The following is a 17,083-nucleotide window of genomic DNA, read 5'->3' on the forward strand; positions in this document are numbered from 1 at the left end:
AAGCCCTCTTGGAACACCCACACCCGCATCGGCGGGCATGGGGCTCACATCATCAGAACCATGCTCACACCCAGGACGGGTGCGAGCACTGACGGTCAGCGCACTGGTGGTGCGTACTGAAGACCACCTTTGTTCCACAGGGCGTTGAGGCCACGCTCGATCTTAAGATCGCTACCGGCACCGACGTTACGGTCAAAGCTTTCACCGTAGTTACCCACTTGCTTAACGATCTTAACGGCCCAGTCTTTCGGCAGCTTCAGGTCTTTACCAAATTCGCCTTCAGCACCCAGCAGACGGGCAACATCAGGGTTTTTGGTCGATTTAGCCATTTCTTCTACGTTGCTCGACGTGATGCCCAGCTCTTCGGCGTTAACCATCGCGAACAGGGACCAACGCACGATGTCAAACCACTCTTCGTCACCCTGACGAACCACTGGACCCAGAGGCTCTTTGGAAATGACTTCTGGAAGTACAACGTACTCGTCAGGAGCAGCCAGCTTGATACGCTGTGCGTATAGCTGCGATTGGTCAGAAGTCAGCACGTCGCAACGGCCAGCTTCAACCGACTTGGCGCTTTCGTCAGAGGTATCGTAAGTGATTGGGGTGTACTTCAGGCCGTTGGCACGGAAGTAGTCAGACAGGTTCAGCTCAGTGGTGGTACCGGCTTGAATACAAACAGTTGCACCGTCGAGCTCTTTAGCACTGGAAACACCCAGCTTCTTGTTAACCAAGAAACCTTGGCCGTCGTAGTAGTTAACGCCAGCAAAGTTCAGACCCAGGCCTGCATCACGCGAGCTGGTCCAGGTGGTGTTACGCGACAGCACATCAACTTCACCAGACTGCAGCGCAGTGAAGCGCTCTTTAGCAGTCAATGGGCTGTACTTAACTTTGGTTGCATCACCGAAAACGGCTGCAGCAACTGCACGGCAGACATCAACGTCGAGGCCCATGTAGTTACCTTTGGCATCTGCGTATGAGAAGCCAGGCAAACCGTCACTGATACCGCACTGTACAAAGCCCTTCTTTTGTACCGCGTCAAGTGTTGCGCCCGCATGAGCAAAGCCACTGACACCGAGAACTGCTGCGGTAGTCAGAATAGCCAGAGTGGATTTCACCATCTTCATTAAAAACCTCCAGTTGCTTTTGTTGTGTTGGAGTCTCAGCTCTACCATCGTACCCTTATGGGGTGAGTCAATTACGTTGGCAGCGACGCAATTAACCATGGATTGAGCATTAGCGCGAGTTATGTCGCCGTTTTTTCAATCGGCTTTGAACTTGCGCACGTCCATTGGTCGAACGAACGTGAGACGGATAGCAATTTGCTCATCACCAAAAAAACCGCTTTTGGCGAACCTTTTGGAAACCCCCATCAAATTGGCTTCCCGTCTGCTCTGCATCTGGCAACAATAAATAAAGTGTTACTGCTACCAGACAACATCACCAGTCCGGTTAGATGTAGCAAACCCCGTACCAGCAACGTGCCACTAGCGTGATAAATACGGGTCAATAGCAAAACTTGCAGCCTTGCGACATCTAATTCACAGAATAGCCACTATCGAAAACTTAGCGCGCACCAATTTAGCGCCTAAGCACCAGCATGGAGCCAAACATGAGCGAACCATTGATCCTTCAGCCCACACATGCACCGGATGCGTGCGTCATCTGGTTGCACGGCTTAGGGGCAGACCGCTACGACTTCCTGCCTGTTGCCGAAGCCTTGCAGCAGGTTTTAGCCAGCACCCGCTTCGTCCTGCCGCAAGCTCCCACCCAGCCCGTGACTATTAATGGCGGCTTCGCGATGCCCAGCTGGTATGACATTCTGGCGATGAGCCCGGCGCGGGCGATAAATCGCGAGCAACTGGAAGCCTCGGCGCAACAAGTCATTACCTTAATAGAAGAACAACGCGACAGCGGGATTGATCCCAAGCGGATTTTCCTCGCAGGTTTCTCTCAAGGTGGCGCGGTGGTTTATCACGCTGCATTTATGCGCTGGGCCGGCCCACTGGGCGGTGTACTGGCGTTATCGACCTATGCCCCCACCTTTGCAGATGACATCAGCCTCCCTGCTGATAAACAGCAACTGCCGGTTTACTGCCTCCACGGCAACCGAGATGATGTTGTGCTGCCTAGCATGGGCCGCGCTGCCTATGACTGGCTGAAAAGTAAAGGATGTGCCCCAAAATGGCAGGAATACCCCATGGCTCACGAGGTGTTACCTCAGCAAATTCATGACATTGGCGACTGGCTGCTCAACCAACTGAGCGACTAATGTGCACCCCATAAAATCCGCGAACAATGCCTAGGGTTGGCAAAACCCTTGAGGCGGATGGTGCGTTTTTCATCCGCCCTTGCACTACAGGTGCTTGAGCTTTTAGTTGAACCTTGTTGCACAAGCCTCGGGGTTTCATACGCTAGGCGCCTGTGCCGGCGGGTGTTGCAATGACCGCTGGTCGGCATGTTCATCGGCAATCGCTAAGCTGGATCTGGATATAAGTGCGTAGCCGGAGTACTTAAACTGCTCAAGCATGAGCATTAGCCAACCCAAGCTCAATGAAAGCCAGCAAATGCAGGCCCTTCCCGCCTTACTCCCGTCAGCCACTGGTCACTCGACAAACTGCAATGATTGTTCTTGTCTAATCTCTTCATAGGGACAAGATCAGACTCATCACGCGGGGAGCGCTAGGGATGTGTTGGGTTATACGTTTCTGCGCCGCACGGTGGCACCAGTGAAACCAGCCCACTGGCAAGCCGAGGCACAGCATCTTCATAAACTGCGCCTGTTCGATAAGGTGGCGCTCAGCAACATTGAGCAGTTGCTTGAAGAGTTTCTAGCTTACGATATCGATGCCGGAGAGATCCTGCTGTCGCCGAGCACCCGTAACCAATATTTATACGTTTTAGTCTCTGGCCAGTTGAAAGTTTACCTGGGTTCGCTCGACAACCAGCCCGTCAGCACATTATCGGTTGGCGACTGTGCAGGCGAAATCAGCTTTATCGACAACGATCACCCCTGTGCGTTTGTGGTTGCCACCCAGACCAGCCGTGTGTTGCGATTGCACCGAGCGTCACTGGTCAATTTGTTTCAGCACTCGCCTCAGCTCATGCAAAACCTGCTTGAGTTGCTGTGCGATCGGGTTCGCCAAGGCAACCGAACCATTATCAGCAGCGAACAGCACGCCAATATCGACACCCTTACCGGCACCTTCAATCGTCGCTGGCTGGAGCATATTTTTGAACGTGAAACCACACGCTGTGCCTTTAATGAGCAACCCTTCAGCCTGTTAATGCTCGATGTTGATCACTTCAAGGCCTACAACGACCTGCATGGCCATCTCGCAGGTGACTATGCCCTGCGCATGGTCGCGCAAACACTGACAAACCAGTTACGCAATAAAGACAGCCTGGCCCGCTATGGCGGTGAGGAATTTGTCATTTTGCTGCCTGAAATGGACACCCATGAGGCCCTGAGCATTGGTGAGCGCTTACGTCTGAGCTTGCAAGCTGTCACCACATTTTATTCACCCACCGGCCCATTACCCGGGGTTACCGTGTCCATTGGCTTGTCATCCATGAACAGCCAAGACACCCTGCAAAGCATGCTTATCCGGGCCGATAGCGCGCTGTACAAAGCCAAACAACAAGGCCGCAACTGCCTACGCCAGTAAGCCCGCAAACACCCCTTCTTGTGTAGCGAACAGCCAATGAATGCGCTGCTAACGAGCAGCAATCGGCTGTGGCACTTCGCCGCGCCGTGTTCTTGCTTTACACTGGCGCAGTTCACTCCTTAACCAATTGACGAGATGACCGTGCTCAAAGCACTTAAGAAAATGTTCGGCAAAGCCGACGGCGAGCAGCCAAGCCCCGTAAGTACGCCCGCTGCGCCAGCCAACCCTGATAGCACAACAGCCAATACCAGCCGCAACAGCAAAGCACGCGATAAAAGCCGTGACTCGAGCAAGGCGAAGGCTGAAGCAACGGATACCAAGCCCGCCCGCAATGACGCGCACAAGGCTGCTAAGCCGCGCCGTGAGCGCGCAGCCAAACCGGTTGATAACTGGAAACTCAGCGATTTCGCGGTCGAACCGGCTGAAGGCAAGACCCGCTTTCACGACTTCAACCTCACCCCCACATTGATGCACGCCATTCACGACCTTGGATTTCCGTATTGCACGCCAATCCAGGCGGGCGTTCTGGGCTACACCCTCAGCGGCCAAGACGCGATTGGCCGTGCCCAGACGGGTACAGGTAAGACCGCAGCCTTTCTGATCTCGATCATTACTCAACTGCAGCAAACCCCACCGCCGAAAGAGCGCTTTATGGGTGAGCCGCGAGCACTGATTATCGCGCCGACCCGCGAGTTGGTTGTGCAGATCGCCAAAGATGCTCAAGACCTGACCAAATATACTGGCCTCAATGTCATGAGTTTCGTCGGCGGCATGGATTTCGACAAACAGTTAAAGCTGCTGGAATCGCGCTATTGCGACATTCTGGTCGCAACGCCGGGGCGTCTGCTGGACTTCAACCAGCGCGGCGAAGTCCACCTCGACATGGTTGAAGTGATGGTGCTCGATGAAGCCGACCGCATGCTCGACATGGGCTTTATACCGCAGGTTCGGCAAATCATTCGCCAGACACCGATGAAAGGTGAACGCCAGACCCTGCTATTCTCGGCAACCTTCACAGATGACGTGATGAACCTGGCCAAACAATGGACCACCAACCCGGCCATTGTTGAAATTGAACCGGAAAACGTTGCCAGCGACACCGTTGAACAACACGTGTATGCCGTCGCGGGTAGCGACAAATACAAACTGTTGTACAACCTGATTGCGCAGAATGACTGGATTCGGGTGATGGTCTTCGCTAACCGCAAAGACGAAGTTCGCCGTATCGAAGAACGCCTGACCCGCGATGGCATTAGCGCCGCACAAATGTCAGGTGACGTTGCCCAGCACAAGCGTATCAAGGTGCTCGAAGGTTTCCGTGAAGGCAAGATCCGCGTTCTGGTGGCAACCGATGTTGCTGGCCGAGGCATCCACGTTGATGCCATCAGCCACGTCATCAACTTCACCCTGCCAGAAGACCCGGACGATTACGTTCACCGTATTGGCCGTACCGGTCGTGCGGGCACCAATGGCACCTCGATCAGCTTTGCCGGCGAAGATGACGCCTACGCACTGCCACCAATCGAAGAACTGCTCGGGCGCAAAATCTCCTGTGAGATGCCGCCAGACGAACTGCTCAAGCCTGTACCACGCCGAGGTTAAGCAAGCGCTATCGAAACAGGCGAAGCCCACAGGCTTCGCCTTTTTTGTGCCTGAAATAAGCTAAAAGCTGTCATAGATGGATGACGCTTTTCATCCGCCATAGGTGCCTGTGCCAAACCCTAAGGGTCCTGAAATCCGGTAAAGCGTTTGATTGCAGTCTCGCTATTGCACGATGAGTTTCAAGACGGTATCTACACTTAACTGCAGTTCATAGCGGAAATGGAGTCCCAATGCGCCTGACAATTCAAACTGGCGACTTAAACAAGGCAGTTGCTGCGGGTGTGTTAGCCCCCGGTCAAGACGCTGCCCTACTGAGTTTTTTGCAGCAAAAAAATCCAGAGCAAGCGAGTTTTCAACTGGCTCACGTTGCCTATTACTTCGGCGCGATGTTGATCATCGGTGCCATGGGCTGGCTGCTGACCGAAGCCTGGATGAGCTTGGGTGAAGGCGCGCTGCTACTCATCAGTGCAGCCTATATGCTGGTGTTTACCCTGTGCGGACGCAGCATGTGGCAATGCGGTCAGCAGATTCCCGGTGGTTTGTTGGGGGCCGTGGCCGTAAGCATGACGCCGTTGCTGATATTTGCGGTGCAACGCCTGATGGGCTGGTGGCCACAGGATGACGGCTTAGGGAGTTATAACGACTATTACAAATACGTGCAGAGCGGTTGGCTGGCGATGGAAGCCGGTACCCTGATCGTAGGTCTATTGATGCTCCGCTTGCTGCCCTTCCCTTTTATCGTGATGCCAATGGCAATTGCCCTTTGGTTTATGTCGATGGACCTGACAGAACTGCTGTACGGATCTTCGTTCGACTGGGAGCAGCGCCGCTGGACCTCACTGTGGTTTGGCCTACTAGTGTTGCTCGCCAGCCTGTGGGTCGATGGTCGCAGCCAGCGTGATTATGCGTTCTGGGGCTATCTTGCCGGTCTATTGGCGTTTTGGGGCGGTCTGACTTCGATGGACAGCAATAGCGAACTCGGCAAAGCACTGTACTGCCTTATCAATCTGGGCTTGATGGCCGTTGCAGTGCTGCTTAGACGCAGCCTGTTTATGGTCTTTGGTGCCCTCGGCGTGGCTACTTATCTCGGTTATTTATCCTATGAGGTATTCGCCGATTCGCTGTTATTTCCGATCATTCTCAGCCTGCTTGGTCTGGCCGTGATTGCGCTGGGCCTGGTGTATCAAAAACGCCGAGATGCTTTCAGCGAGCAACTGCGCAGCAAAATACCGGCGAGCTGGCAGCGTTTTCTGCCCGCACTGCGCCGCTGAGAGACACCCACATGGACCTTTCAGCGGTCTGGCTCAAACTGGCTGTACAAAAAATGAGCTAAACACTTGATCGTTGGGATATTTTTCTCTCAAGGGGTTTCGCTTAGCCTCACAGAGTTGTAGAACTGACTATGCCTTACCCATGCTTTTCAGCCAGGTTTGCTTGAGCCCAGCCCAACCACTCAGCAAGCCTGGATAACGCCCGGAGTTGGCGTTCAATTTTTAGACGCCTGTGGCAGTTGTGAGTCCACAGGGTCCTATTAAAGGAGCCAAGAATGGCCCAAAGAAATGTAATAAATGCCTCCGTAAGCCCAAAGGGCAGCCTCGAAACCCTCTCTCAGCGAGAAGTACAGCAACTCAGCGAAGCCGGTTCAGCAAGCATTTACAAACTCTTTCGCCAATGCGCGCTGGCAATTCTCAACACCGGTGCTCAGATCGACAATGCGAAAACCATTCTCGACGCCTACAAAGACTTTGAAGTACGCATTCACCAGCAAGACCGTGGGGTTCGCCTGGAGCTACTCAATGCGCCGGCAGATGCATTTGTTGATGGCGAGATGATCGCCAGCACCCGCGAGATGTTGTTCAGCGCCCTGCGCGATATTGTCTATACCGAGAACGAGCTCGACAGCCAGCGCATCGACCTGAGCAACTCAGAAGGCATCACCGATTACGTCTTCCACCTGCTACGTAACGCTCGCACCCTGCGGCCGGGGCTGGAACCGAAAATGGTCGTCTGCTGGGGTGGTCATTCGATCAATACAGACGAGTACAAGTACACCAAAAAGGTCGGCCACGAACTCGGCCTGCGCAGCCTGGATATCTGCACCGGCTGCGGCCCCGGCGTGATGAAAGGGCCGATGAAGGGCGCAACCATTGCCCATGCCAAGCAGCGCATCAACAACAGCCGTTACCTGGGGCTGACCGAGCCCGGCATCATTGCCGCCGAAGCGCCCAACCCGATCGTGAATGAACTGGTGATCATGCCAGATATCGAAAAACGTCTGGAAGCCTTCGTTCGTGTGGGTCATGGCATCATTATTTTCCCGGGCGGTGCGGGTACGGCTGAAGAGTTTCTCTATCTGCTGGGCATCCTGATGCACCCGGATAACAGCGAACTGCCCTTTCCGGTTATTCTCACCGGGCCGAAAAGCGCCGCGGCTTTTATCCAGCAGTTGCACGCCTTTGTCGGCGCGACCTTGGGTGAAGAAGCCCAACGCCATTACCAAATCATCATCGACAACCCACCCGAAGTTGCCCGCGCCATGACCGCCGGGCTGAAGGAAGTGAAGCAGTTCCGCCGCGAGCGTAACGATGCCTTCCACTTCAACTGGTTGCTTAAAATCGATGAAAGCCTGCAGCGCCCGTTCGACCCAACCCACGAGAACATGGCCAGCCTGCAATTAAGCCGTAATCTGCCAGCCCATGAGCTCGCCGCTAATTTGCGCCGGGCGTTTTCCGGTGTGGTTGCAGGTAACGTCAAAGACAAAGGCATCCGCATGATCGAGGAGAAAGGACCCTATCAAATTCATGGTGATGCGGCTGTCATGCAACCGCTGGACGAACTGTTGCAAGCCTTCGTCGACCAGCACCGCATGAAGCTACCGGGCGGTGCCGATTACGTGCCCTGCTACCGTGTGGTGAAGTAAGCGGCTGCACCGGCCACCGAGCGGCTAATGCTCGGTGGCCCGTTACAGCTTCCAAGCCAAGCGCAAGGCGCGTAAGGCGGCCTCAATCTGCTGTTCATCTACAGCCGCAAACCCCATCACCAACCCTGCGCGTTGATCAGGCGCTGGCGTGCTGTCGGGCAACCAATAACTGCTCAACGCATTGATCTCAACACCGACTGCCGCAGCAGCGGCAATCAACTGTTGTTCGCGGGCAAGGCTCTCGACTCTGATGCACAGGTGCAAGCCAGCATCGACCGCTGGCATGGCTGCACAGCCTGTGATTGCCTTGGGCCAACCAGCCAAGAGTGCATCACGGCGACTGCGCGCAGCACTGCGCATCCGGCGAATATGCCGCTGAAAGTGTCCTGCGGCAATAAACTCAGCCATCACCGCTTGGGTGCCAATCTCGGAATGACGCATATCCAAGGCGCGACGCCGCGAAAAAGACTCCGCCAGGCTGGCCGGTAAAATCAAATAGCCAAGGCGCAGCGCCGGGAAAGTGATCTTGCAAAAAGTGCCGACGTAAAGCACTCGCCCCTGTCTGTCGAGTGCCGCCAAGGGTGCCAATGGGGTGCCGCTGTAGCGGTACTCACCGTCATAATCGTCCTCAATCACCCAGCCGTCATGACGCTCTGCCCAGTCGAGTAATTCCAGTCGCCGCTGCAAAGACAAGGTCACGCCGGTTGGGTACTGATGTGAGGGCGTGACATAGGCCAAACGACAGTGCCCTAGCCGCTCAAGCGCAGCCGTATCAATGCCTTCGGCATCCACATCAACGCCCTGCAACTGAGCGCCGGCAACCGCAAACGCATGCCCGGCCGCACGATAACCTGGATTTTCGACCGCAACCCGGTCTCCGGGCTGCACCAATAATTGCGCACAGAGGCTGATGGCTTGTTGGGCACCGCTGGTGATGAGCACTTGCGCCGGATCACACTGCAAGCCACGGCTGTTACGCAAATAAGCCACGATCAACTCGCGCAACTGCTGGTCACCCGCCGGATCACCATAGCCAAGCCGCGCAGGCGACGGCTTACGCCAGAACCGTGCCGACAACCTCGCCCAGGTTTCAAAAGGAAATAAATCAAATGCCGGGACACCGACTCGAAATGCCCGAGGCGCGCCTTCTGGCGGTATCGATAAATGATGCTGATCAAGTAAGCGCAGGGCCGCACTGGGTGCAGGCTTGCTGTGTTGAGTCGGTGCAGCAGCCACTACACTGGCCAGTTGCGCAACATAGGTGCCATCGCCCACCCGCCCCTCGATGTAGCCCTCGGCGTATAGCTGGTCGAATGCCCGGGTCACCGTATTACGCGACACATTGAGCAAGCCAGCCAGATCGCGGCTGGCCGGTAACCGCGCACCGCCCGGCAAGCGGCCATCGAGGATTCGTTCACGCAAACGCTGATACAACTGCCGTGACAAACCGCGCCCTGGTTCAAGGCGAACACCCGATAGGTCAATTGGCAGCGGTGCGTGTATCGGCATAATTGGCCCTATAAAACTGACAATAAATGGATCTTACAACAGGCCAATATTCTGCCTAGCATAGGGCTATCAAGTCCACAGCCATCAATCAGAAGAGCCTGTATGTATTTACCTTCAGCCTTTCGTCAGGATGATATCGGCGTGCTTCATGACGAGATAGATAAAGCACGCCTGGCAACCGTTGTGAGCAACGGCGCAAGCGGTTTACAAGCCTCCCACTTACCCTTGCTGCTGGTGCGCGAGGACGGTCAATACGGCACCCTCTATGGCCACCTTGCGCGGGCAAACCCGCATTGGCGCGACTGGCAGGACGATAACCAGGCGCTGGCTATGTTCAACACCGCAGACGCCTACATCAGCCCCGCCTGGTACCCGGCTAAAGCCGAACACGGCAAAGTCGTACCGACCTGGAACTACATCAGCGTCCATGTGCGCGGCTCGATTGAGCTGTTTGATGAGCCGCAACGCTTGCTGCAGTTAGTCAGCCGCCTGAGTGACAAACATGAAGCCGGTCGCCCTCAACCTTGGGCTGTCGCTGATGCACCCGCCGACTATATCGACAAGATGCTGTTTGCGATTGTTGGTTTTGCGCTGCCCATCGAGCACCTGGAAGGTAAATACAAACTCGGCCAAAACCGCAACACAGCCGATCAACAAGGCGTTCACGCTGGCTTGCAAAGCAGCACTGACCTGCGTGACCAGCTACTCGCTGGACGCATGCCCCAGACCAACTAAGCCAAAGGAATGCACCATGTCATTTGACGTTCGCCCAGTAACTGCTGCTGATCAAAACGCCTGGCTGCCGCTGTGGCAGGGTTATCAGCAGTTCTATGACACCGAAATCAGCGCTGAAACCAGCGCCATCACCTGGCAGCGCTTTCTGGACCCTGCCGAGCCGATGCACGCCGCCATCGCCTGGCAAGATGGCAAGCCTGTAGGGCTTGTGCATTGGATCTTTCATCGCTCGTGCTGGACAGTCGGCGACTACTGCTACCTGCAGGATTTATTCGTTGCTGAGCAACTACGCGGTACCGGTGCCGGCCGCAAATTGATTGAACATGTCTGTGCGCAGGCCAAAACCGCTGGGGCCTCGCGGGTGCATTGGCTGACCCAAGAAAGCAACACCACTGCGATGCACCTTTACGACCGGATTGCCGACCGCCCTGGCTTTATCCAATACCGCAAAATTTTTTGATCAGGAACCCAACCATGACGTATCAGCTCAATGACAACCCTGTGGACTGGCAACCTGTAGCAGCGCCAGAACGCCGGGTATTCCAAGGCAAATTCGTGCGGCTTGAACCCCTGGATGTCAGCCGCCATGGTGATGACCTCTGGCATGCCCTGCAAGGCCCAGATTCGGACCCGAAACTCTGGGACTATCTACCCGTTGGCCCCTTCCCGGAACGGGCGGTGTTTGACACGTGGCTCAATGCTAATCAGGTCAGCGCCGACCCGCTGTTTTTTACTGTGATCGATAACGCCAGCCAGCGTGCAGTCGGGGTGTTCAGCTATTTGCGCATCACCCCGAAAGACGGTGCCATTGAAATTGGCCATATCGCCTTTGGCCGGGTGATGCAGCGCACGCCTGGCTCGACGGAAGCCCTTTGGTTGCTGGCCAATTACCCCATGACAGAGCTGGGGTACCGCCGCCTGGAATGGAAGTGCAACGCACAAAATGCACGCTCAATCCGCGCAGCCGAACGCCTTGGTTTTGTCAGCGAAGGGGTTTTCCGCCAGCACATGGTGATTAAAGGCCGTAATCGGGATACCGCATGGTTCTCGATAATCGATAGCCAATGGCCACGCTGCCGTGATGCCTTCAATCGCTGGTTGGATGCGGCTAACTTTGATAGTAACAGCCAGCAAATCAACAGCCTTGAAGCGTTGCGCGATGGCTAATGCGTAGGTAGGGCTATGCAGGCTCTGCGCACAACCCGAGGTGTTGTATGGACGCAAAGGGTGGGTGAAAAAGCGCCACTCACCCTAGCCCTGGTTTAATCCTGCTTCCAGCGCTGCGCTGCGGTCTGGTCACTGCAACGCCCTTCGACCCAGCGCGGGCCGTCTGCGGTGTCTTCTTTTTTCCAGAAGGGTGCCCGGGTTTTAAGGTAATCCATGATGAATGCACAGGCTTCGAACGCTGCCTCACGGTGAGCGCTGCTAGTCCCGACAAAGACAATGGGCTCACCGGGCTCAAGCCGACCAATGCGGTGAATCAACTCCACGTTCAGCAGCGGCCAGCGCTGCGACGCTTCATCGGCAATTTTGCCCAGCGCCTTCTCGGTCATGCCGGGGAAATGCTCAAGAAACATACCGCCGACATCACGCCCATCATTGAAATCACGGACATAGCCAACAAAAGTCACCACGGCACCGACACCCAGATTCTGCGCATGCAGTGCGTTAAGTTCGACGCCAGGCTCGAATGCCTCTGACTGAACCCGAATGCTCATCGCTAGCCTCCAGTGACGGTGGGGAAAAACGCCACTTCATCGCCTTCAGTAACGGCTTCATCAAGGCCGCACAGCTCCTGATTGCGGGCGCACATAAGGTTTTGCTCGGCCAGCACTTGCCAGACACCCCCACGGCTCAGTAAAAACTCACGTACATCATTGAGGGTGGCAAATTCAGCGCTGTTGCTCAACTGCTCGCCATCAAGGCCCAAGGCCTCGCGGTAACGAGCAAAATACTGCACACGGATCATTGCTCACCTTCCACTTGTACCGCTTGGTGCTTGAAGTGGCCACTCTTGCCGCCCACCTTTTCCAGCAGCCGCACGCTCTCGATAGTCATGCCACGATCAACTGCTTTGCACATGTCATAAATGGTCAATGCGGCCACGCTGGCAGCGGTCAGTGCTTCCATCTCAACCCCGGTTTGCCCGGTCAGCTTGCAACGCGCCTGAATATGTACAGCGTCATTGCCCTCGGCGCTCAACTCGACTTTAACGCTTGTCAGCATCAGGGGATGGCACAGCGGGATCAGGTCTGAAGTTTTCTTCGCCGCCTGAATGCCAGCAATACGCGCGACCGCAAAGACATCACCCTTGGGGTGGCCCCCTTCGACAATCATCTGCAGTGTTTGCGGGCACATACGCACCCGGGCCTCGGCTACAGCCTCGCGAACGGTTGATGACTTGTCACTGACATCGACCATGTTGGCACGGCCTTGAGAATCAAGATGAGTGAGCACAGCATTTCTCCAAACCAGAATAAGGCGATTGTAAACCCCAGAGTCAGGTTTCGGCACCCATGAATGTTATCCCGCATTAACTGCAGTCAAATAAAAAGCCCTGCCAGCTTATGCCAACAGGGCTTGTGATTGAGAACGGGATTACATGTGCGTTTCTGCGTACTCGGCCAAAATCGAGCGAGGTACGCCCTGTAAGGTGATATGTACACCGTGGGAAAAGTCTTTGAAACGCTCCGTCAGGTAGGTCAGACCCGAACTGGGTGCTGACAAATAAGGTGTATCGATTTGCGCCAGGTTACCCAGGCAAATTACTTTTGAACCGGTGCCCGCACGGGTGATGATGGTTTTCATCTGGTGGGGTGTAAGGTTCTGACACTCATCAATCAGGATCAGACTCTGCTGGAAGCTACGACCGCGAATGTAGTTGAGGGATTTAAACTGCAGCGGCACTTTCTGCAGAATGTAATCAACGCTGCCATGGGTGTTTTCGTCATCCATGTGCAGGGCTTCGAGGTTATCGGTGATGGCCCCAAGCCAAGGCTCCATTTTCTCCGCCTCGGTGCCGGGCAAAAAGCCGATCTCTTGGTCGAGCCCCTGCACACTGCGCGTGGCGATGATGCGCCGATAGCGTTTGCTGACCATGGTTTGTTCGATGGCAGCCGCCAACGCCAGAATGGTTTTACCCGAGCCTGCCGCACCCGACAAATTGACCAAGTGGATATCCGGGTCCAGCAAGGCGTAAAGCGCTAAGGCTTGATAGATATCACGTGGCTTAAGCCCCCACGCCTCTTGATGCATCAGCGGTTCCTGATGCAGATCAAGAATCAGGATCTCGCCTTCATCGATCTCCTTGATCCAGCCGACAAAGCCTTGCTCATCAATAATGAACTCATTGACGTGCACTGAAGGCAGGTTATCGGTGAGCTGCACGCGGTGCCAGGTTCGACCGTGATCCTGACGCGTTTCTACTTTACTGACGCGGTCCCAGAAACCGCCTGACATGTTGTGATAACCCTGCGACAGCAGCGACACATCATCAACCAATTGGTCGGTGTGATAATCCTCAGAGTCGATGCCACAGGCGCGCGCTTTCAAGCGCATGTTGATGTCTTTGGTGACCAGCACCACATTCAAACCTGGGCGGCGTGACTTGAGCTCGACCAGTTGGTTAATGATCTTGTTGTCGTTTAGGTCTTCCGGCAGCCAGGTGATGGGGGCTGCACTTTTACTCATCAAGATCGATAAAAAGCCGCATGCGCCGCTCTTTTCACGTTGAATCGGTACGCCATGCTCCACTTCTTCAGGTAGTGCGCTCCCCAGAATTTTGTCGATCAATCGGATCGCCTGACGGCATTCGGCGGCGACACCTTGTTTCCCGGTTTTGAGCTTGTCCAACTCCTCCAGCACAGTCATTGGAATGGCGACGTGGTGCTCCTCAAAATTGAGCAACGCGTTGGGATCGTGGATCAGCACATTGGTGTCTAGAGCGTAGAGGGTTGGAGCGGTGGGCTTGCAGCGTCCGTGGTCATCCATACTCGTTCACCTTCTGGTAGAAGCCAAGCAACGGAATGCCAGATCAGCGCTCCGCTGCACAGGACCGCCGACTTCTCAGGGGCGGCTGAGAAGCTGCAAGAAAGGTGAAGAGCAATATCGCCACCTGACTGCAGGGTTCGGCGTCTGTCTTCTTGATACTCCAAAAAACATGACAGTTAAACGAACATTTCAATTTTTTTATGTTTATTTGTCGGACAGACGAATAGCGCTTGGCGAGCTGGCGATGTGCCGTTAAAGTCGGAAGTCCCATCGCTGCTTTTGCCGGTAAAAATTCCGCTTTTCAGGCATTTCTCTGCACCCTGTCACAGCCTTTGACATCAACCCTGATGATCTACAGGGCATTGATTGACCTCAACCGTCACATGCACCAACTCCTTGATCTGCGCCAAGTGCTGCTTGTAGTCGTCTGCGCTGGTCTGCTGATGCGTCACCACGCTCACAGCACAGGCAAACTGCGTGCGCCCTACCCGCCATGCATGCAGATCAGTCACTTGGGTATCGGCTTGGCGCTCTAGGTTTGTCCGAATGCGCTCGACAACAGGGCTGTCCATTTCCCGATCCAGCAGCACCATGGCCGTCTCAATCAGCAGGCCCTTGGCCCATACAGCGATGATCACCGAGCCGATCACGCCCATTAACGGGTCCAGCCAATTCCAGCCGAACAACATGCCACCCACCAGTGCCGCAATCGCCGCAACCGAAGTCAGCGCGTCAGCCATGACGTGAATAAACGCAGCATGGCGATTAAGGTCTCGTCCGCCGTGATTTCCGTGATCATGTGGCTCGCAATGATCGGCATGGGCGTGGCCACCCAATTCATGGCCGTGCTCATGCTGGTCGCGCAGCATCCATGCAGATAACAGGTTAACCAGCAAACCGATGACCGCCACGACCAGCGCCATATCGAAGGCAATCACCTGAGGGTTAAATAATCGCAACAAGGACTCAAACGCCAACATCAGCACCACAAGGGTCAGCATCACGGCACTGGCAAACCCTGCCAGCACTTCCACCTTCCACGTGCCAAAAGCGAAGCGCTGATCCTTGGCGTAGCGGCGCGCAATAAAATAGGCCAAGGCACTGAGACCTAATGCAACCATGTGCGACGCCATGTGCCAACCGTCAGCCAGCAACGCCATGGAGTTGAACCAGTAACCGGCGATGATTTCCACGAGCATGGTGACGCCGGACAACGCAGTAACCCGCCACGCTTGTCGTTCAGCGGTGGTTTCAAGTGGGCGATAGTCGTGTGATTGCTGCCACTGCTGGTGATCACAATCGCTCATGGCGGCTTCCTGTTGGTCGGGAAATGGTTAATAAGCTTAGCGTATCGGCTTAATAGCTAGAGTCCGGATACTGGCTGGCCTAAAATCCTCCCAGACTTTAAGGAGCAGACTTTATGCTGATGGTGATTTCTCCGGCCAAGACCCTCGATTACGAGACTTTGCCTGTGACCGAACGTTTTACCTTGCCGCAACATCTCGAACATGCCAGCGATTTGATCAGCCAGTTACGCGATTTCTCCCCGCAGCAAATCGCTGAACTCATGCACCTTTCAGATAAGCTCGCGGGTCTGAATGCAGCGCGTTTTGGCAGTTGGTCAGCGAAGTTCACCCCTGAAAACTCGAAGCAGGCACTGCTGGCATTTAAAGGCGACGTCTACACCGGTTTGGCCGCAGAGGACTTCAGCGAGGCCGACTTTGACTATGCCCAACAGCATCTACGCATGCTTTCTGGGCTTTATGGCTTATTGCGCCCCCTTGACCTGATGCAACCTTATCGACTGGAAATGGGCACCAAGCTGTCCAACCCTCGCGGCAAAGACTTATACGCCTTCTGGGGTGACCGTATCAGCGGCTGGTTAAATGAAGCGTTGGCCGAGCAAGGTGATGATCTGTTGCTCAATTTGGCATCCAACGAATACTTCTCAGCAGTGAAACTCAAGGCCCTAAAAGCGCGGGTAATTAACACTGAGTTCCGTGATGAGAAAAACGGTGACTATAAAATCATCAGCTTCTATGCCAAAAAAGCACGAGGTTTGATGGCCCGCTACGTGATCAAGGAAAAAATTTCCGACGTGCAGGGCTTGAAAGATTTCGCTGAGCAAGGGTATCGCTACGCACCAGATCGCTCAAAACCTGACAACTTGGTCTTCCTTCGCGAACAACAAAACGCCTGACACTCCCGCCTCCCCTGTGGACTGAATATGCAGTCCACAGTGCAATATCGCCCAGTGATCATTGATATATCGCGCAACTAGCGAATAGTTCAGTGGCTAATTGATTTAGCAATCCCTCACACTAAATCACGCCTCTTTCAGTGATAAAGCAATTACAAATTGCCACTACCAATTGCTATCAAAGTGCAATTACTGCTTTTTACGCGCCCTGAAAAAAAGTTGACGAACGGTCTGAACTTACAGAAATTTCCTACACTCATATTCGGCGTAACACACTTCTTCGCGTAACTTTTATCGCGAATCAAACTGCCACAACTCTCGATATAACAATCGAGGTAACGGTTAACCTGAATAATATGAAAGACACGACAAACAATTAGGTAGCTGATGGCAGTTTGCACCTAACCCCCTCATTTCAAAGCGGTTTGTGGGCGCTACGCTCACGCCTGTGAAAGAGAGGTA

At 54.6% G+C, this 17,083-nt stretch carries 16 protein-coding genes; 9 read left to right on the forward strand and 7 right to left on the reverse strand.

Features of this window, described 5'->3' with window-relative positions; translation table 11 throughout:
* Nucleotides 1-95 precede the first annotated feature (95 nt).
* A complete protein-coding gene (locus ACIGCM_RS04485; RefSeq protein ID WP_397500810.1) occupies nucleotides 96-1,124 on the reverse strand; it encodes an amino acid ABC transporter substrate-binding protein in 1,029 nt (342 codons plus the stop codon).
* 485 nt (nucleotides 1,125-1,609) lie between these two features.
* On the opposite strand from ACIGCM_RS04485, the gene ACIGCM_RS04490 reads away from it, so the two are divergent.
* From ACIGCM_RS04490 to ppnN, 5 genes are all read left to right on the forward strand, one after another.
* Nucleotides 1,610-2,269, forward strand: a complete 660-nt coding sequence (locus ACIGCM_RS04490) for an alpha/beta hydrolase (RefSeq protein WP_397500811.1) — start codon at nucleotides 1,610-1,612, stop codon at nucleotides 2,267-2,269.
* Between the two features lie 457 nt (nucleotides 2,270-2,726).
* Nucleotides 2,727-3,665: a GGDEF domain-containing protein gene (locus tag ACIGCM_RS04495; RefSeq protein WP_397500812.1), complete on the forward strand. Its 939-nt coding sequence runs from the start codon at nucleotides 2,727-2,729 to the stop codon at nucleotides 3,663-3,665.
* A 141-nt stretch (nucleotides 3,666-3,806) separates the two neighbouring features.
* On the forward strand, nucleotides 3,807-5,267 hold the full coding sequence (rhlB, locus tag ACIGCM_RS04500; RefSeq protein ID WP_397500813.1) for an ATP-dependent RNA helicase RhlB: 1,461 nt from the start codon (nucleotides 3,807-3,809) through the stop codon (nucleotides 5,265-5,267).
* Nucleotides 5,268-5,497: 230 nt separating this feature from the next.
* Complete coding sequence (locus ACIGCM_RS04505; RefSeq protein ID WP_397500814.1) at nucleotides 5,498-6,538, forward strand: DUF2157 domain-containing protein; 1,041 nt, start codon at nucleotides 5,498-5,500, stop codon at nucleotides 6,536-6,538.
* A gap of 275 nt (nucleotides 6,539-6,813) precedes the next feature.
* Entirely contained in the window at nucleotides 6,814-8,187 is a 1,374-nt protein-coding gene (gene ppnN / locus ACIGCM_RS04510; RefSeq protein WP_397500815.1) for a nucleotide 5'-monophosphate nucleosidase PpnN, read from the forward strand.
* Between the two features lie 42 nt (nucleotides 8,188-8,229).
* On the opposite strand, the gene ACIGCM_RS04515 is transcribed toward ppnN, so the two are convergent.
* The gene (locus ACIGCM_RS04515) at nucleotides 8,230-9,696 is read right to left on the reverse strand and encodes a PLP-dependent aminotransferase family protein (RefSeq protein WP_397500816.1); all 1,467 of its coding nucleotides are present in this window, start codon (nucleotides 9,694-9,696) and stop codon (nucleotides 8,230-8,232) included.
* A 102-nt stretch (nucleotides 9,697-9,798) separates the two neighbouring features.
* Between ACIGCM_RS04515 and ACIGCM_RS04520 the strand changes: the two genes are divergently transcribed.
* Genes ACIGCM_RS04520 through ACIGCM_RS04530 form a run of 3 tightly spaced genes read left to right on the forward strand, consistent with a single transcriptional unit; the run spans nucleotide 9,799 to nucleotide 11,598 of the window.
* Nucleotides 9,799-10,431, forward strand: a complete 633-nt coding sequence (locus ACIGCM_RS04520) for an FMN-binding negative transcriptional regulator (protein ID WP_397500817.1) — start codon at nucleotides 9,799-9,801, stop codon at nucleotides 10,429-10,431.
* A gap of 16 nt (nucleotides 10,432-10,447) precedes the next feature.
* Nucleotides 10,448-10,891 carry a GNAT family N-acetyltransferase gene (locus ACIGCM_RS04525; RefSeq protein ID WP_397500818.1) on the forward strand — a complete coding sequence of 148 codons (444 nt, stop codon included), beginning with the start codon at nucleotides 10,448-10,450 and terminating at the stop codon, nucleotides 10,889-10,891.
* Between the two features lie 14 nt (nucleotides 10,892-10,905).
* On the forward strand, nucleotides 10,906-11,598 hold the full coding sequence (locus ACIGCM_RS04530; protein WP_397500819.1) for a GNAT family N-acetyltransferase: 693 nt from the start codon (nucleotides 10,906-10,908) through the stop codon (nucleotides 11,596-11,598).
* 95 nt (nucleotides 11,599-11,693) lie between these two features.
* Here ACIGCM_RS04530 and moaE read toward each other — a convergent pair whose 3' ends face one another.
* The 5 genes from moaE to dmeF form a co-directional block, all read right to left on the reverse strand.
* Nucleotides 11,694-12,149: a molybdopterin synthase catalytic subunit MoaE gene (gene moaE / locus ACIGCM_RS04535; RefSeq protein WP_397500820.1), complete on the reverse strand. Its 456-nt coding sequence runs from the start codon at nucleotides 12,147-12,149 to the stop codon at nucleotides 11,694-11,696.
* Nucleotides 12,150-12,151: 2 nt separating this feature from the next.
* Nucleotides 12,152-12,400: a MoaD/ThiS family protein gene (locus ACIGCM_RS04540; protein ID WP_397500821.1), complete on the reverse strand. Its 249-nt coding sequence runs from the start codon at nucleotides 12,398-12,400 to the stop codon at nucleotides 12,152-12,154.
* Complete coding sequence (moaC, locus tag ACIGCM_RS04545; protein WP_397500822.1) at nucleotides 12,397-12,888, reverse strand: cyclic pyranopterin monophosphate synthase MoaC; 492 nt, start codon at nucleotides 12,886-12,888, stop codon at nucleotides 12,397-12,399. The genes ACIGCM_RS04540 and moaC overlap by 4 nt, the downstream gene beginning before the upstream one ends.
* Nucleotides 12,889-13,029: 141 nt before the next feature.
* On the reverse strand, nucleotides 13,030-14,421 hold the full coding sequence (locus ACIGCM_RS04550; RefSeq protein ID WP_397500823.1) for a PhoH family protein: 1,392 nt from the start codon (nucleotides 14,419-14,421) through the stop codon (nucleotides 13,030-13,032).
* A gap of 338 nt (nucleotides 14,422-14,759) precedes the next feature.
* Entirely contained in the window at nucleotides 14,760-15,728 is a 969-nt protein-coding gene (gene dmeF, locus ACIGCM_RS04555; RefSeq protein ID WP_397500824.1) for a CDF family Co(II)/Ni(II) efflux transporter DmeF, read from the reverse strand.
* 113 nt (nucleotides 15,729-15,841) lie between these two features.
* Here dmeF and yaaA point away from each other — a divergent pair, with 113 nt between their 5' ends.
* Nucleotides 15,842-16,621 (forward strand): peroxide stress protein YaaA, encoded by a 780-nt coding sequence (gene yaaA, locus ACIGCM_RS04560; RefSeq protein WP_397500825.1) that lies wholly within the window; start codon nucleotides 15,842-15,844, stop codon nucleotides 16,619-16,621.
* The last annotated feature ends 462 nt before the right edge of the window (nucleotides 16,622-17,083 follow it).

Source organism: Pseudomonas sp. NPDC078700, assembly GCF_044542375.1.
Taxonomy (GTDB): Bacteria; Pseudomonadota; Gammaproteobacteria; order Pseudomonadales; family Pseudomonadaceae; genus Aquipseudomonas.

Bases quoted from the DNA above. Each gene is read 5' to 3' on its own strand.
- ACIGCM_RS04540 (WP_397500821.1), bottom strand. From the start codon at position 12,400: ATGATCCGTGTGCAGTATTTTGCTCGTTACCGCGAGGCCTTGGGCCTT.
- dmeF (WP_397500824.1), bottom strand. From the start codon at position 15,728: ATGAGCGATTGTGATCACCAGCAGTGGCAGCAATCACACGACTATCGC.
- ACIGCM_RS04490 (WP_397500811.1), top strand. From the start codon at position 1,610: ATGAGCGAACCATTGATCCTTCAGCCCACACATGCACCGGATGCGTGC.
- ACIGCM_RS04550 (WP_397500823.1), bottom strand. From the start codon at position 14,421: ATGGATGACCACGGACGCTGCAAGCCCACCGCTCCAACCCTCTACGCT.
- ACIGCM_RS04520 (WP_397500817.1), top strand. From the start codon at position 9,799: ATGTATTTACCTTCAGCCTTTCGTCAGGATGATATCGGCGTGCTTCAT.
- ACIGCM_RS04505 (WP_397500814.1), top strand. From the start codon at position 5,498: ATGCGCCTGACAATTCAAACTGGCGACTTAAACAAGGCAGTTGCTGCG.
- yaaA (WP_397500825.1), top strand. From the start codon at position 15,842: ATGCTGATGGTGATTTCTCCGGCCAAGACCCTCGATTACGAGACTTTG.
- ACIGCM_RS04485 (WP_397500810.1), bottom strand. From the start codon at position 1,124: ATGAAGATGGTGAAATCCACTCTGGCTATTCTGACTACCGCAGCAGTT.
- moaE (WP_397500820.1), bottom strand. From the start codon at position 12,149: ATGAGCATTCGGGTTCAGTCAGAGGCATTCGAGCCTGGCGTCGAACTT.
- ACIGCM_RS04530 (WP_397500819.1), top strand. From the start codon at position 10,906: ATGACGTATCAGCTCAATGACAACCCTGTGGACTGGCAACCTGTAGCA.
- ppnN (WP_397500815.1), top strand. From the start codon at position 6,814: ATGGCCCAAAGAAATGTAATAAATGCCTCCGTAAGCCCAAAGGGCAGC.
- ACIGCM_RS04525 (WP_397500818.1), top strand. From the start codon at position 10,448: ATGTCATTTGACGTTCGCCCAGTAACTGCTGCTGATCAAAACGCCTGG.
- ACIGCM_RS04515 (WP_397500816.1), bottom strand. From the start codon at position 9,696: ATGCCGATACACGCACCGCTGCCAATTGACCTATCGGGTGTTCGCCTT.